13 protein-coding genes are annotated in these 13,789 nt (G+C 46.0%); 7 read left to right on the top strand and 6 right to left on the bottom strand.

Features of this window, described 5'->3' with window-relative positions; all coding sequences use genetic code 11:
* The first annotated feature begins 101 nt into the window (after positions 1-101).
* Genes GO755_RS26840 through GO755_RS26830 form a run of 3 tightly spaced genes read left to right on the top strand, consistent with a single transcriptional unit; the run spans position 102 to position 3,055 of the window.
* Complete coding sequence (locus GO755_RS26840) at positions 102-1,169, top strand: sensor histidine kinase (protein WP_157588399.1); 1,068 nt, start codon at positions 102-104, stop codon at positions 1,167-1,169.
* The gene (locus GO755_RS26835; protein ID WP_157588398.1) at positions 1,144-1,848 is read left to right on the top strand and encodes a LytR/AlgR family response regulator transcription factor; all 705 of its coding nucleotides are present in this window, start codon (positions 1,144-1,146) and stop codon (positions 1,846-1,848) included. The genes GO755_RS26840 and GO755_RS26835 overlap by 26 nt, the downstream gene beginning before the upstream one ends.
* 22 nt (positions 1,849-1,870) lie before the next feature.
* Positions 1,871-3,055 carry an FG-GAP repeat domain-containing protein gene (locus GO755_RS26830; RefSeq protein ID WP_157588397.1) on the top strand — a complete coding sequence of 395 codons (1,185 nt, stop codon included), beginning with the start codon at positions 1,871-1,873 and terminating at the stop codon, positions 3,053-3,055.
* A gap of 147 nt (positions 3,056-3,202) precedes the next feature.
* Here the strand turns inward: GO755_RS26830 and GO755_RS26825 are convergent, their stop codons facing one another.
* Positions 3,203-3,502 (bottom strand): acyl carrier protein, encoded by a 300-nt coding sequence (locus GO755_RS26825; protein WP_157588396.1) that lies wholly within the window; start codon positions 3,500-3,502, stop codon positions 3,203-3,205.
* Positions 3,503-3,919: 417 nt separating this feature from the next.
* Here GO755_RS26825 and GO755_RS26820 point away from each other — a divergent pair, with 417 nt between their 5' ends.
* Both GO755_RS26820 and GO755_RS26815 read left to right on the top strand, forming a co-directional pair.
* On the top strand, positions 3,920-4,375 hold the full coding sequence (locus GO755_RS26820) for a PepSY-like domain-containing protein (RefSeq protein WP_157588395.1): 456 nt from the start codon (positions 3,920-3,922) through the stop codon (positions 4,373-4,375).
* Between the two features lie 195 nt (positions 4,376-4,570).
* Positions 4,571-7,114 carry a TonB-dependent receptor domain-containing protein gene (locus tag GO755_RS26815; RefSeq protein WP_157588394.1) on the top strand — a complete coding sequence of 848 codons (2,544 nt, stop codon included), beginning with the start codon at positions 4,571-4,573 and terminating at the stop codon, positions 7,112-7,114.
* A gap of 17 nt (positions 7,115-7,131) precedes the next feature.
* Here GO755_RS26815 and GO755_RS26810 read toward each other — a convergent pair whose 3' ends face one another.
* The 3 genes from GO755_RS26810 to GO755_RS26800 all read right to left on the bottom strand — a co-directional run bounded on the left by GO755_RS26810 (position 7,132) and on the right by GO755_RS26800 (position 8,430).
* Positions 7,132-7,470: a hypothetical protein gene (locus GO755_RS26810; RefSeq protein ID WP_157588393.1), complete on the bottom strand. Its 339-nt coding sequence runs from the start codon at positions 7,468-7,470 to the stop codon at positions 7,132-7,134.
* Positions 7,471-7,522: 52 nt separating this feature from the next.
* Positions 7,523-7,885, bottom strand: a complete 363-nt coding sequence (locus GO755_RS26805) for a hypothetical protein (protein WP_157588392.1) — start codon at positions 7,883-7,885, stop codon at positions 7,523-7,525.
* 152 nt (positions 7,886-8,037) lie between these two features.
* Positions 8,038-8,430 (bottom strand): hypothetical protein, encoded by a 393-nt coding sequence (locus GO755_RS26800; protein ID WP_157588391.1) that lies wholly within the window; start codon positions 8,428-8,430, stop codon positions 8,038-8,040.
* 325 nt (positions 8,431-8,755) lie between these two features.
* Here GO755_RS26800 and GO755_RS26795 point away from each other — a divergent pair, with 325 nt between their 5' ends.
* A complete protein-coding gene (locus tag GO755_RS26795) occupies positions 8,756-11,047 on the top strand; it encodes a PAS domain-containing protein (RefSeq protein ID WP_198174940.1) in 2,292 nt (763 codons plus the stop codon).
* Positions 11,044-12,117, top strand: a complete 1,074-nt coding sequence (locus GO755_RS26790) for a response regulator (protein WP_157588389.1) — start codon at positions 11,044-11,046, stop codon at positions 12,115-12,117. Before GO755_RS26795 ends, GO755_RS26790 begins: the two co-directional genes overlap by 4 nt.
* 131 nt (positions 12,118-12,248) lie before the next feature.
* Here GO755_RS26790 and GO755_RS26785 read toward each other — a convergent pair whose 3' ends face one another.
* Both GO755_RS26785 and GO755_RS26780 read right to left on the bottom strand, forming a co-directional pair.
* Entirely contained in the window at positions 12,249-13,070 is an 822-nt protein-coding gene (locus GO755_RS26785) for an alpha/beta fold hydrolase (RefSeq protein WP_157588388.1), read from the bottom strand.
* Positions 13,071-13,349: 279 nt separating this feature from the next.
* Positions 13,350-13,724, bottom strand: coding sequence for a hypothetical protein (locus GO755_RS26780; RefSeq protein ID WP_157588387.1), 375 nt, complete (start codon positions 13,722-13,724; stop codon positions 13,350-13,352).
* Between the last annotated feature and the right edge of the window lie 65 nt (positions 13,725-13,789).

Genomic DNA, 13,789 nt, shown 5'->3' with positions numbered 1-13,789 from the left:
ATTTTTAGTCAATATAATCCTGTTAAATCCTGTAATCCTGTCGAAAAAAAATAGGCACAAGCTGTGCCGATAAACAGTCAACTTAAACTTGTCCTACACTCTTGAAAACCGTTCGGCAGCTCATCAGCGGAAACAAGCTAAGCTTGCACCTCATTTTCTCGGCCTCCGTTTTGGCCGGTTTAGGAGTGGGCTGGTATTTGATGCAGTTGCAAGGGTATCGATTTGAGAATAACTGGTCGACGGGGATTGATTGTATCTTCTTCCTGCTCTGCATGTATACGGGTCGCTGGCTGCTGGGCCGCTGGTATCTCCGGAAGGAACTGGTTCGTTTTATAGGCTACACGCTGCTGTCGAGTTTGGGGTTACTTGTTCTTAAGTGGTTAGTTGTCAGGTATGTATTCAGTCATCCGCATGCAGAACTTTGGGAGTTAGGGGTCGACATCATGCCCTTCTTTTTGATTGGCCTGATCATGGGTATGTTCTTGAAACTGATTCGGGCAACTGTACAAAAGGAAGTACAGGAGGCCCAGATCAAAGCCGAACAAAAGCAAAGTGAATTCAATGTATTACAGGCCCAGTTAAGCCCGCATTTTCTGTTCAATGTGCTGAATAATCTATACGGCATTTCAATTGACGAGCACGAACGGGTTCCGGCTTTACTGCTGAAGCTATCCAACCTCTTACGGTATTCGGTATACAGCGCCAAAAAGCCATTTGTGCCTCTGAAGGAGGAGCTGGACTATATTCAGAACTACATTGATTTTGAGCAAATCCGAATCAGTGACCGGCTCGTCCTGCAAACAGATATCGAACCCGTGATTGCGCCAACCAGTAAGATTGCCCCTTTGGTGCTCATTGTGTTTGTGGAAAATGCGTTTAAACATGCCAAAAACACATTGGTGCCGCAGATTCACATAACGATCTCCTTGAAAATTTCGGATAACTTTATCTGCTTTACTGTGAGTAACTCGTATCAATCTGAAAACCAGAACGATCAATTCCTGAACGAAGAGTCAGGGGTTGGACTAGCGAATACGCTTAGGCGGCTTGAGCTATTGTATGGGAGTGACTATTCGCTGAGACAGGAGGCCGCCAATGACGTCTATACCGTTGAGCTTCGGATAAAAATAAAACAGGAACGCCATGATCAATTGCCTGATCGTCGATGATGAGCCGGTCGCCCGAACGATCCTTCGGAACTATTGTAGCCATTTGCCGGAGCTGCACATTATTGCCGAATGTGGCCATGCGCTGGAGGCTAAAGCGATCTTATCCGAGCAATCGATCGACCTGATCTTTTTGGACATTCACATGCCGGTACTCACCGGTATCAGCTTTGTAAATACCCTGAAAAATTCGCCCCAGGTTATCTTCACAACGGCTTATGAGGAATATGCCGTAACCGCGTTTGACCTGGCTGCCTGTGATTATTTACTCAAACCCTTTTCGCTGGAGCGGTTTATCGTGGCGGTGGATAAGGCGAAGGAAAAACTTCAGGGAAGCCCAAAACGGGTTGCCGAAGCCAACACGCCATCCCCGCAAACGTATTTTTTTGTCAAGTCAGAGGGCAAGATTTACAAGGTGGCTTATGACGATTGCCTGTATATTGAAGCACAGGGTAACTATACCAAAGTGGTGACTATCGGGTCAACTTTTTTACCTAAAATGGCTTTCTCCACCTTGACCGCGTTATTGCCCGCCGATTTATTTATCCGCGTGCATCGATCCTTTCTGATCAATAAATCGATGATCAATCATATTGACGGCAACCGGGTCTATGTTCAACAAAAAGAAATCCCCATTGCCGAAACATACCGGGATTCGTTTTTAAGCAAGCTGGGGTTATAGTTCACACGTTTACTAAACTGCTATGAAATTTTTTTTAGTACTTATTTGCCTTGTCGGTACTGTAACTCCTGAAATTCTTGCTCAGCAGAACAAGGATGCTGCCAGTCACAATCAGGAAAAGAGGAAGTCTACTCAGGATTTACCAGACTTCAATCATACGTTACAACTTGAAGAGAAAGTCGATACAACGGCGAACGTAAGTATGGGCGATTTCGATGGCGATGGCCATCTTGACCTATTGCTGGTGAAGGGACGGCATTGGCCTATTGTAGACCGCGTCCTTCTTGGTGATGGAATGGGCGGCATACGAAAGGCGTATAACCTCGGGAAGGTTGCAGACCGCTCCTATACCGGTGGTCTGGCTGATTTTAATGGAGATGGTTTTCCTGATATTGCGATTAGCAATGATTCGCCAGACTCGAAGCGAATTTATCTGAATGACGGGAAAGGGAGTTTCACGATTGGGTCTGAATTTGGTCTTCCTGAATGGCCAACACGGAATTTGTCCGTCGCTGATATCAACGCCGATGGATTGCCGGATATCATTTTGGCAAACAGAGGTGATTTGGGGAAAACATCAAATTATATCTGCTTAAACAGCGGGAAAGGGCAGTTTACTGCGAATTGCATCCCAGTCGCTCCTTATCCTGCCACGACCATAGCCCCTGCGGATATTAATCATGGTGGGTTTATTGACCTTGTTGTACCACATCGGGACGGTGGTCAGAGTTATGTATATCTGGGCAGCTCAGCGATCACCTTTTCAGATACGCGTCGTATTCCATTCGGCCCGTCTGACGCCACTATTCGTGTGGCAGCCGTAGCTGATATTAATGCAGACAAGCTACTAGACATTGTAACTGTAGACGAAAACAAGGGAGTAAGCCTGTATTTTGGCCAAAAAGATCAAACCTTTTCAGCCGGTATTCGTATCGCTGATTCCAGGATAGTTCCTTATGCGCTTACCCTGGTTGACCTAAACAACGACAAGAAAGTTGATATTCTTGTTGGCCATGTAGAAGCACCGTCGTCCGTATTTTTTAATGACGGGACAGGTCGCAGTTTTAACTCAATTTCGTTTGGTGATTCCAAAGGGACTGTGTATGGTTTTGCCGTTGGTGATTTCAACGAAGACGGCAAACTTGACATCGCTGCCGCTCGTTCAGACGCTCCCAATGTTTTGTACTTTGGCAACAGGAAACCCTAGAAAAATAACTGAAGAAATAGTAAGCGAATGCCGGTTTACTGAAATTTATTGAGTAATTGGAACAACTTTCTCCAATGGGACAGGTAGGCTGAAAACCATCTTCTTGGAACCACGTAACAGGTTTTTTTACTACAGACGATTTTCGATCTAGCTGACTCGGGCAAAAACTTGTTGTGGATTTCGATACACTAGAAATGTCGAATCAGGCTGTTCTTTTTCTGCATATTGCTCAATGAGCTTACATAATTGCGCCACCGAGAGTGAAGACGTAAGAGTCTCATCGGGTAAGGTTAGCCCATACAATAATTCCATAAAAACGACCACTTCGATTGCCTCAATGTCGTTTAGTCCTAAATCGGTTTGCAGGCGGTGGTACGATTTGATGCCTGATACCGGTAGTGTGAACTGCTGGTTTATATACCGGCATAGATGGGTGAAAGTGGTCATAAGCGATTGATTGTGTGAACTATAAATAAGTTAGGGCCGTCGTAATGGCTGCAAACAGATTTTTTACAGAATTTGGTTGTGTTTGTTTTACGGGACAAAGAATTCGTCGCCTTCGTTACCCATTACGAATATTCTCCTACGCCTGTTGCAAGGACGATCGCCTGTATTCATATGGTCTATTCACTAGTCATTACGTGTCGAGAGTCGTAAGGGTGGGGTGGCTACGGCACTTTATAGAATCAGGCGGATAGGAGGGTAGCGTAAAGGAGGAAACCTAATATGAAAATTTTGCCGACTGAAGACGAACCGGTGCTAGTGGTAGCTATCGACATTATAGGGCTACTAACTGCTACAACTTCAAAATTGCTTTAGAATCCAGTAGTAGGTTTGATTCGAAAACTAAAACAACAGAAACAAATGTATACGTTATTGATCAGTGGCCTGGTAATATTCACTACGGCATACGCTGCTTCGGTTTCTTTGACTAACTACATAATTCATTCAGCGCCTGCCATAACTGTGTTTACGATTGATGTGCCAGCGGCCGCCAAAGCTACTGTTGCCCGATTGTATCCGGGTGTGAAAAACGTGAAATGGGAGAAAGAAGATGGGAACTATGAGGCAGGTCTGACCCATAATGGGAAGGAGTTGTCGTTAGTGATCGACGCCAAAGGCAATGTACTCGAAACAGAAACGACCATTGCCGAATCGGCGTTGCCTGCATCCGTTCGGGAGTATGTGGCCAAACATTACGCTGGGAAAAAAATTAAGGAAGCTGCTGAAATCGTCGATGCGAAAGGCAAGAAAACCTACGAAGCAGAGGTAGGTGGTAAAGACCTGATTTTTGACGAAAAAGGCCAGTTTATTAAGTAAGCTAAGCACACTGTAATCTAAGCTTTCCTATATACCAATTGGCGTTTTCTGTCCTTCCGGCGCCAGGAGAAATCTCAAGTTTCGTATTAGTCAATCTTGAGATTCCTCCTGGCGTCGGAAGGACAAAAAATGAGTTACAATCAGGCCTTGGTTGCCTATTGCGTTTGAAAAACTTTACTTGATTATTCCCTCATTATGTCTTTTAAAATTACGGGATTTCTCTTTTTGCTGACTACGAGTATTGCGCTGGCTCAAACACCCACCGGAGCGCCTATACAGTCGCCTTCTGGTCAACCTAGTCAACTAGCACCTGCAACCGTTGGGGAACCATTGTCAAAAGGAAATGCAAAAATTTCGGGCTATGTGGTCGATTCAACCTTGACTAAAGCGGTTGAATATGCCAACATCGCTGTTTATAATACGGCTACCGATAAACTGGTTGACGGCACTGTCGCCGATGACAAAGGTAAATTTACACTCACCAAAGTAGCGCCCGGTACTTATAAACTGCTCATCTCTTTTCTGGGCTACAACGCCAAACCAATTGACAACGTGGTAATTGGCAAAGGTCAGGTTAAGGATCTGGGTGTTATCCGGCTCAGTGCCAGCACCCGCACACTCAACGAGGTAACCGTGGCTGGAACGAAAGCGCTCGTAGAAGATAAGGTTGATCGGCTGGTGTATAATGCCGATGTCGATCTGGCGGCTAAAGGAGGAGACGCGACGGATATTCTTAAAAAAGTGCCGATGCTATCAGTCGATTTGACCGGGAATGTGTCGTTGCAGGGCAGTTCCAATGTACGGGTGTTGATCAATAACAAACCCTCATCGATTCTGGCAGGAAACCTGGCCGATGCTTTGCGGCAGATTCCCGCCGATTTAATTAAAACGGTAGAGGTTATTACGAGCCCTTCGGCAAAATATGATGCCGAAGGTTCGGGCGGTATTATCAACATCATCACCAAGAAAAATACATTGCAGGGGTTGCATCTGGATGTGGATGGTGGTGTCGGTAATCGAACCTCCACGCTGGGGCTGAATGGTAGTTTCCGAAAAGGGAAACTGGGTGTTAGTCTGAACGGCAATGGTCGGGGAGTTTACAATCCATCGGGTTCAGATTTGAATCAGACGACGTTTCTGGGTGAATCCATTGCGCCCGTTCGAACTCGCCAGCATTCGGATGGTTTTGATAAGGGTCTGTTTGGACAGTATGCGCTGGGGCTGGACTATGATATCGCAAAAAATCAATCGCTAACGGGAGGTGTCCGGTTTGGACTCCGCAACTTAAATCGAGACCAGCACTTGGCGACCAGTTTATTGAATGGAAATATCGTAGGCGCACCGTCGCGACGGGATGTGAATAGCCAGGATTTATCGAATTCAGTGGATATGAACATCGACTACCTGCATACCTATCCCGGCACAGGCGACAAACCTAATCGTGAATTAAGCATTTCGACCCAGTACAGTCAGAATCACCTGACCAATAATTTCGACGCCAATAATCTGGATACGCTGGGTGTCCTGACCACTCGGCAACGGAATCTGAATTTCAATACCAGTCAGGAATTCGTTTTGCAAGTGGATTACCAGACGCCTATCAGCCAAACCCAACAACTGGAATTTGGGGCCAAGGAGACCTATCGGCGGGTGAACAGCCAGTATCAGTACTTACTAGCGGGCCCAACCTCTGAGTATTCGGTTGATAACCAGCGCCCAGATGGTTCCCTGTTGTATGACCAGAACATTGGGGCAGCGTATCTGTCGTATACACTAACGACGCATAATAAGATCACGATCAAGGCAGGAACGCGTTACGAATACACCAGCATTCAGGCTCAGACTGGAGGGTCATCGACAGGAAACCAGGGGCCGATTTCCATTCCGAACTACGGAAAACTGGTGCCCAGTATCAATCTATCGAAAAAGCTTAACGAGTCGACTACGATTAAACTGGCCTACAACCGCCGGATTCAGCGCCCGAACGTTCAGGATTTGAACCCCAATTTCAACGCAGCCAATCCGTACAATATTTCCATCGGTAACCCTTATTTAAAACCAGAAATAACCGACCGGATTGAATTTGGCTATAGTACCTACGTCAAAAAAACGTACCTGAACCTGACACTTTACACGCGACTCAATCGGGATGATATCCAGTCGATTAGTCAACGGTCCGACACGCTGATCGGTGCGGTCGTTAGCCGCCGATCAAACATTGGTAAGGAATACAACTACGGCACTAATCTGTTCGCTACGGTAAATATTACCCCTCGATGGAGCGTCAATACGAACATCGACATTATGTACCGCTATATCAGTGGGTTGGCTCTGGATGTATCGGGGCTATCCATTCCACTCAGTAACACGGGTGTTCGGTGGGGTGGCCGATTCGATAGCCAGATACAATTCGACAAAGGTTGGGCCATTCAGGCTAACATCGGCTATCGGGGTAAAGACATCGCGTTGCAAGGGTATCGAATTGGCTTTGCTCAATATTCGTTAGGTGCCCGCAAATCATTCACCAACAAACGGGGCAGCCTGGGACTTGCCGCCGAGAATTTTCTGACCAATGGTATGGGCTTTACATCGGTGCTGAACTCGGCCCAGTTCAACCAGGATTTCCGTCAGTATATCTACAACTCCAGTATCCGCCTGACATTCAGCTATAAAATTGGCAACCTGAATGGAGCCAAAGTGAAGAAAGGCAAATCGGCGAGTGGTGATGAAGAGAATTGACAAACACGATTAAATTTTCATGCGTTCTGCTTATCACTATTAGGAAAAAACTCCCCTGTCAGGTATTCACAAAACCGGCCAAGCTCAGTGGGGGTACGGATGACTGTAAGCTGTTGTTGCCAGTCCGTCAGGTTCGAATACAGGTGATTAAACTCCGTCGAGCGGGTTAACCGGATTAATGCCTTGGCTAGCAGGCTTTTAATTGAAGTCAGTGTTTTGGTGCCTGGAATCAGGCCTTCTCGGATCTGGACGACCCGCTCAAAGCTGCCTGCGGGTTGGGTGGTCTTTGCCCCCAACCCTTTATTAATAAGAAGTTCAAAGGCCCCAGCATAGCGCTGTAAATCATCATTGTTCATAAGATCGTCTGTTTAGTGTGAATAATAGATTCTCAAGAAGTAGGCGTCCCCTTTATTGAAGTCCCTTTTCCCCTGTAAAAATGGACTCTTCTTCACCCGGCGGAAACAGTAGCTCAGCCAGGTGAACGCAAAATTGGCCAAGCTCCTTACTAGACGAAGCGCTGAGTATGGTTTGCTGCCAGGCTGCCATTTGCAACTGGAACGCCTTGTAGTGGGTAGTACGCAGAAGCTGGGATAGGGCGCTGATTAACAGATTTTTTACCTTAGGAAACTTAGTCGGCCTCGTATACCCAGCCCGCTGGTCTAAAATAAAAAGTCCCAGACCCTCAGCCTGGATGGTAAACCCAGGGCCCATGCCCCGTGTGATCAGCTTGTGATAGGCCTTTGAAAAAGCTAGTAACTCTTTGTCGCTCATGGTTGTATTATTGAAGGGGAGATCATAACAAACCCTAGTGGCTTCTATACCTCGCAAGGCCAATGGGTTGTTGAGTTTATGGGCAATGGCAAAATGGATTCGATACCTGGCCTGGTGGTAGCGTCTGTGCTTTTATTGCAGATGAAAGCTTGTTAAGAAGCGGATTGGTCTGCTACCTGAAGTCGAAGCTGGGCTTGATAATTTAATTGATGCAGGCGCTGTGTATGGGCGATTACCTGATTATGACTCTCAGAAAGAGTCAGAGGCCTTTGCTTGCCTGACTTATTCATGTCTTTTAGAAGTGCTTCAATTTCGCTCTCAAATAGGTTAATCAACCGTTGCAATTCTCGAAGAGAGCACTGACCAATCCCAGCCGAATGAGCCATCGGCAAGTGTAATTCCAGGTAATATCTAGCCTGCAAATTGCGTAGTTGCCTGTAGTTTTGAAGCAATAATGCGACGGCTATCATCCAATTCTTAAACACCGTGTCAGGCATTATTCCAGAGCATAGCGGAGGTTCTTTTTGGGCTGGCGGGACTTTCATATACGTTTGAGTCGAGGAAAATGGCCTCATAATCTTGATGCAATCTATTAAGTAGCTTATTGTCAAATATAGAATCATCAAGTTCTATGTGTAATGGAAATGGTCACAAAATTTGTACATTGTTATGATTTTAATCATATAAAAGATTGATTAAAGTCATAAATTTGACTGTAGCATCTTGATAAGATTAAGTTTATGCGCTGCGTTTTCACTTCTATCCATGAAATCTGATCCAAACCAGTTAACGTTTTCATTTTTAAGGGGAAGCGGGGAGATGGGGTACTTAATCCAGCAATTTGACTGGGGAACTACCTCTATTGGACCAATGACTAAGTGGTCCAATAGTTTATGCACGATCCTGGGCACGATGTTGCATTCGAGTTTCCCCATGTTCCTATGGTGGGGTGAAGATCGGCTTCAATTTTACAATGATGCCTTTCGTCACTTCCTAAGTAACCAGGGCAAACATCCCACTGCACTTGGCCAGCGAGGGGAAGCTTGCTGGGCTAATCAGTGGCCCAGCATTGCCCACCATATTACTCAGGCGTTTGTTGAAGGCCAGGCAAACCAGAGCGATGCGGAGTTGATTTCTACAGTTCGGGGTAGTGCCATCAGTAAGGTACCCTGGGCTGCTGAATATAGCCCGGTCTGGAATGAGGCTGGTCTGGTTGCGGGTGTACTATTTATCTGTCAGGAGATACTTAGACAGGGGGAAAGCTATCAAGCCTATCTAAAGCAGGCTCAATTAGCATCTGAATCTAGCCAGGTAGGCCACTGGACCGTAGATATGCGTACTAGGTTGGTTGATTGGGATGACGGATGTAAAAAACTTTACGGGGTGGTTAATGGTCAAGAATTTACATATCAGCAAATTCTTCCACTTATTCATCCTGATGATGTGATTCGTATTAGCCGGATTATCCAATGGATAGTAACGGCCCGTTCCGGGGAGCAAGTTGAATTATCCTACCGTGTTATTGGGGGCCATGATGGACAGCTGCGTTGGTTACAATCCACAGGTAAGGCTTTTTTTAATGAAGTAGGCGAACTCAGTCAATTTAAAGGCACTACCCAGCAGGTGACCTGGGAGCAAGGCACTCAATCGCAGCTTGAACAAATTGAACATAGGTTTCAACGCCTGTTGGATGACACACCAGTAGCCATTTCGGTGATGCGTGGCCCTGAGTTCATCACCGAACTAATTAATCAGCAAATGTGCCTGATTATAGGTCGTACGCAGGAGCAAATGCTGGGCAAACCTGCTTTTGAGGTACTTGTCGAAGCCGCCGGACAGGGTTTTGAAGAATTACTTCTGGGTGTCCTGCAAACAGGAGTTCCATTTGTCGGAAACGAATTGCCCACTACTTTGCTACGCGATGGGCTACTCCAAAGAGGCTATATCAATGCCAGCTTTGTTCCTCTTAGGGAAGTAGATGGCCTGATTACGGGTATTACGGTGGTGCTTGTGGAGGTAACTGAACAGGTAATTGCCCGGCATCGGGTGGAGTCCAGCGCGGCTTATCTGGAGCGGATTTTCCACCATGCTCCAACGGCTATCTGCATTTTTAGAGGGCCGACATTCGTGGTTGAGTTGACGAATCCGATTATGTGTGCGTTGTGGGACCGTACCGAAGAGCAACTGCTGGGCATTCCCATATTTGAAGCCCTACCCGAAGCGCAAGGCCAAGGATTTGAAGAACTTTTAACCGAGGTGCTGCGTACGGGTCAACCCTTTGTGGGAACAGAGTTACCCGTTACATTAAAACGGCATGGACAGCTGGAAACGGTTTATTTTGAGTTTACTTATGAGCCTTTTCCCGAAATAGATGGACGGGTGGAACGCATTATTGTTACAGCGGTTGATGCAACCAAACGAACTCAGATTCGGCAACAGACTGAGCAGCTACTGATTCAGGAGCGGAAGTTAAATGAACTAAAGTCGAATTTCGTGACGATGGCTTCCCATGAATTTCGTACCCCAATGGCTACTATTCTCTCCTCAGCAACCCTGATCGATGAGTATAGTGGTGTCGATGATGGCGATAACCGCAAGCGGCATGTCCAGCGCATTCAGTCAGCTATTCAGCGACTGACACGTATACTGGATGACTTCCTGTTAATTACCCAGTTAGAACAGAAAAAGTGGGCAAATAAAGCGCAGTTGCTCGTTCTGGTCGATTTTTGCGAGGAACTGATTGAGGAGATGCAGAGCTTCCTCAAACCTGGACAGCGCATTATCTATCAATACCTGGAAGGCCCTGAAACAATTACGATCGATGGCTATATGATTAAGAATATACTTATTAATCTGTTGTCCAATGCCAGTAAATACTCTTCGGAAGAGAAAGATATTTTGCTGACGATAGCTGTTCAGAGCAACCAATTGGTACTTTCCGTCAGGGATTGGGGTATAGGTATTCCTGAACCTGATCAGGCTAACTTGTTTACCAATTTCTTCCGGGCCCGCAATGTCAGCCACGTTTCCGGAACGGGCCTGGGTCTTTACATCGTGAAGCGGTCTGTCGATCTATTGGGCGGCACAATTACGTTTCATAGTGAGCTGGGATTAGGAACCACCTTTACCGTTCAGGTACCCTTACCGTCGTTACCCGCATGAAAACTATACTGGTTATTGACGATACGCTGGAAATGCGGGAGAATATTACCGAAATTCTCAAATTAGCCCAGTACACAGTTGTCTCAGCGAGTAATGGGAAACAGGGTATTGAATTCGCCAGACAATTCCGTCCTGATTTGATCCTGTGCGATATTATGATGCCCGAATTAGACGGCTACGGGGTACGTCATATTCTAAGTAAAGATCCTGCTATGGCTGGTATTCCATTTATCTTTCTATCGGCTAAAGCCGAAGTGACAGATTTTCGGCAGGGTATGGACTTAGGAGCCGACGATTATTTGATTAAACCGTTTGAAAATGTAGTGCTGCTCAATGTAGTCGCTTTACGGCTCAGTAAAGAAAAAAATGAATCGCGACTCAAGGGGTTTGATACACTACGACAAGCACTCACGCATGGCTACCAGGCCAGCCAGCGACTTTGTGAAACGTACCCAACCAGTCAGCTCAAAAAGAAACAGATCCTCTTTCAGGCGGGTAGCGTCCCGAATTTCTTATATTTTATCCGTCATGGCCAGGTGAAACTAATTGACAGGGATGAAGCTGGCAATACATTCATCACTCGTTTGGTTGGCGATGGTGATTTTGTGGGCTATCTGGCTTTGTTAAGAGGTAGTACGTATTATGAATCGGCTGAATTATTAACCGATGCGGAAGTATGCAGTATACCCAAAGATGATTTTCTCACACTTCTATATAATAGCCAGGATGTGGCTAACCTGTTTGTGCGCTCGTTGGCCCTGAACGTAACCGAAGCTCAGGAACGATTGCTCAAACTGGCCTATCAGACGGTACGAAAACGAGTCGCTGAAGCATTATTACTTGTTCAGCGTAAATTCTATGCGATGCCCGCGGGTTTACCTGACGTGCCTGCTCCTGCTAGTTCATTGCCTATGAGCTTATCGAGGGAGAACTGGTCGCAGCTAGTAGGGGCTTCTACTGAAGCGGTCATTCGAACCTTGAGTGATTTTCGAAATGAGGGCCTAATTGACATTACTGGCACCCAGATTACATTGCTGGATATTCAAAAGCTCATGCATTTGAAAAATTAATAGGGAATACTGTGTAGATTTTGTGGACTCTATTAATCCACGTTTGCCCTTAACACGTTCACCGATTAAACGAAAAGCGACCAAATTAATGGTCGCTTTTCGTTTTCAGAATGAGCTATACCTTGATCTCATCACGACTGAATAAATGTCAACAGATCGGCATTAATCGTAGCGGCTTCGGTCGTTGGCATACCATGCGGAAACCCTGGATACGAAATCAGGCTTCCATGTTTTAACAGCTTAGCGGCTTTGACTCCTGTCAGAGGGAAAGGAACGATCTGATCATCCTCACCATGCATGACCAGCACAGGCACATCCACACTCTTAAGGTCTTCGGTAAAATCAGTTTCCGAAAAAGCCTTGATACAATCATAATGGGCTTTGATTCCCCCCATCATGCCCTGGCGCCACCAGTTATCCCGAATGCCTTGCGAAACGTTGGCTCCCTCTCGGTTATAGCCATAAAATGGCAGAGTAAAATCCTGAAAATACTGGGGTCGGTGAGTTGCCGTACCTTCGCGAATTTCATCAAATATCGACATGGGGATACCATCCGGATTTGCATCAGTCTTTACCATAATGGGCGTCACAGCGCTAATCAGCACGGCTTTCGCAACCCGACCTTGTCCATGTTTGGCTACATAACGAATCACTTCGCCACCTCCAGTTGAATGGCCGACATGTATCGCATCTTTTAAATCAAGAAAGGCTGTCAACTCGGCCACATCGGCAGCATAAGTGTCCATATCATGACCATCAGCCGTTTGAGATGATCGTCCATGCCCACGACGGTCATGAGCAATTACGCGAAAGCCTTTGTTGAGAAAAAACATCATCTGGGCGTCCCAGTCATCGCCGGATAACGGCCAGCCGTGGTGGAAAACAATCGGTTGTCCTGTTCCCCAGTCTTTGTAATAAATCTCGGTTCCGTCCTTTACTCGAATCGTGCTCATGTCGTTGTGTATTGATTGTGAGGATTGAAAAAATAGTCGGGTGTACTAGGGCTCTTTGTGATGATCAGCCAGAACGCTTAATCGCCAACTTATGAGTAACGATGCCTCGTTTGTAACACCCTACTAGTGGTGCAATAGACACCTTTTTTTGCCACAAAGCCAAAAAAAGTTAGCAAACAAATCGTTAATGAATCAGTCAGATCGGCAAAATGATTGATTGAACTGGCTATCTTTCCATAAGCTCTGATGGCTTCTGTCAACTGCAATGGTCTCTTCAATCTAGCCGTTCTCCGGGGCATCCAGAAATAAATGAAGCGACTTTATTTTGTGATTGTCAATAATGGCCACATCCATTCCAGAGGCTGCCTGCGCCTGGCCGGGAATACCAAGCCTCCAGGCGATGTGCTGAATCTGGTGGTTAACTTTTGCCGGGCCGGTGAGTTCAAATTTGAACTCGGATGGCCATTGGGATTGCAATCCTGAAATCAGCTCATTTATAGCAAGATAGCCAGTAATTGCCTGGCCTTCATTGGATTCATAAAAGAGAATGTCAGGTGCATAAATCTCATTCATTGCTTTCAATCTGCTTTCTGGATTCCTGTCATTCCAAATGACGAGTAGGCTGTCTTCCAAAAGTTTTGCGGATACTTCCATGTTTGCTTGTTTTAGGGGACTCAAAATTACTAGAGTGCAGACGAACAAAAATTGCGCTATAGCAA

Origin of the sequence: Spirosoma arboris (genome assembly GCF_009754945.1) — a bacterium.
Classification (GTDB): domain Bacteria; phylum Bacteroidota; class Bacteroidia; order Cytophagales; family Spirosomataceae; genus Spirosoma; species Spirosoma arboris.
The sequence above is the reverse complement of the archived record's forward strand: the minus strand, read 5'-3'. Positions and strand labels throughout refer to the sequence as shown.

What these genes read in the sequence shown, in the direction of transcription:
- GO755_RS26835 (WP_157588398.1), top strand. Translation starts at nt 1,144, where the DNA reads ATGATCAATTGCCTGATCGTCGATGATGAGCCGGTCGCCCGAACGATC.
- GO755_RS26830 (WP_157588397.1), top strand. Translation starts at nt 1,871, where the DNA reads ATGAAATTTTTTTTAGTACTTATTTGCCTTGTCGGTACTGTAACTCCT.
- GO755_RS26825 (WP_157588396.1), bottom strand. Translation starts at nt 3,502, where the DNA reads ATGACCACTTTCACCCATCTATGCCGGTATATAAACCAGCAGTTCACA.
- GO755_RS26820 (WP_157588395.1), top strand. Translation starts at nt 3,920, where the DNA reads ATGTATACGTTATTGATCAGTGGCCTGGTAATATTCACTACGGCATAC.
- GO755_RS26815 (WP_157588394.1), top strand. Translation starts at nt 4,571, where the DNA reads ATGTCTTTTAAAATTACGGGATTTCTCTTTTTGCTGACTACGAGTATT.
- GO755_RS26810 (WP_157588393.1), bottom strand. Translation starts at nt 7,470, where the DNA reads ATGAACAATGATGATTTACAGCGCTATGCTGGGGCCTTTGAACTTCTT.
- GO755_RS26805 (WP_157588392.1), bottom strand. Translation starts at nt 7,885, where the DNA reads ATGAGCGACAAAGAGTTACTAGCTTTTTCAAAGGCCTATCACAAGCTG.
- GO755_RS26800 (WP_157588391.1), bottom strand. Translation starts at nt 8,430, where the DNA reads ATGAAAGTCCCGCCAGCCCAAAAAGAACCTCCGCTATGCTCTGGAATA.
- GO755_RS26795 (WP_198174940.1), top strand. Translation starts at nt 8,756, where the DNA reads ATGACTAAGTGGTCCAATAGTTTATGCACGATCCTGGGCACGATGTTG.
- GO755_RS26790 (WP_157588389.1), top strand. Translation starts at nt 11,044, where the DNA reads ATGAAAACTATACTGGTTATTGACGATACGCTGGAAATGCGGGAGAAT.
- GO755_RS26785 (WP_157588388.1), bottom strand. Translation starts at nt 13,070, where the DNA reads ATGAGCACGATTCGAGTAAAGGACGGAACCGAGATTTATTACAAAGAC.
- GO755_RS26780 (WP_157588387.1), bottom strand. Translation starts at nt 13,724, where the DNA reads ATGGAAGTATCCGCAAAACTTTTGGAAGACAGCCTACTCGTCATTTGG.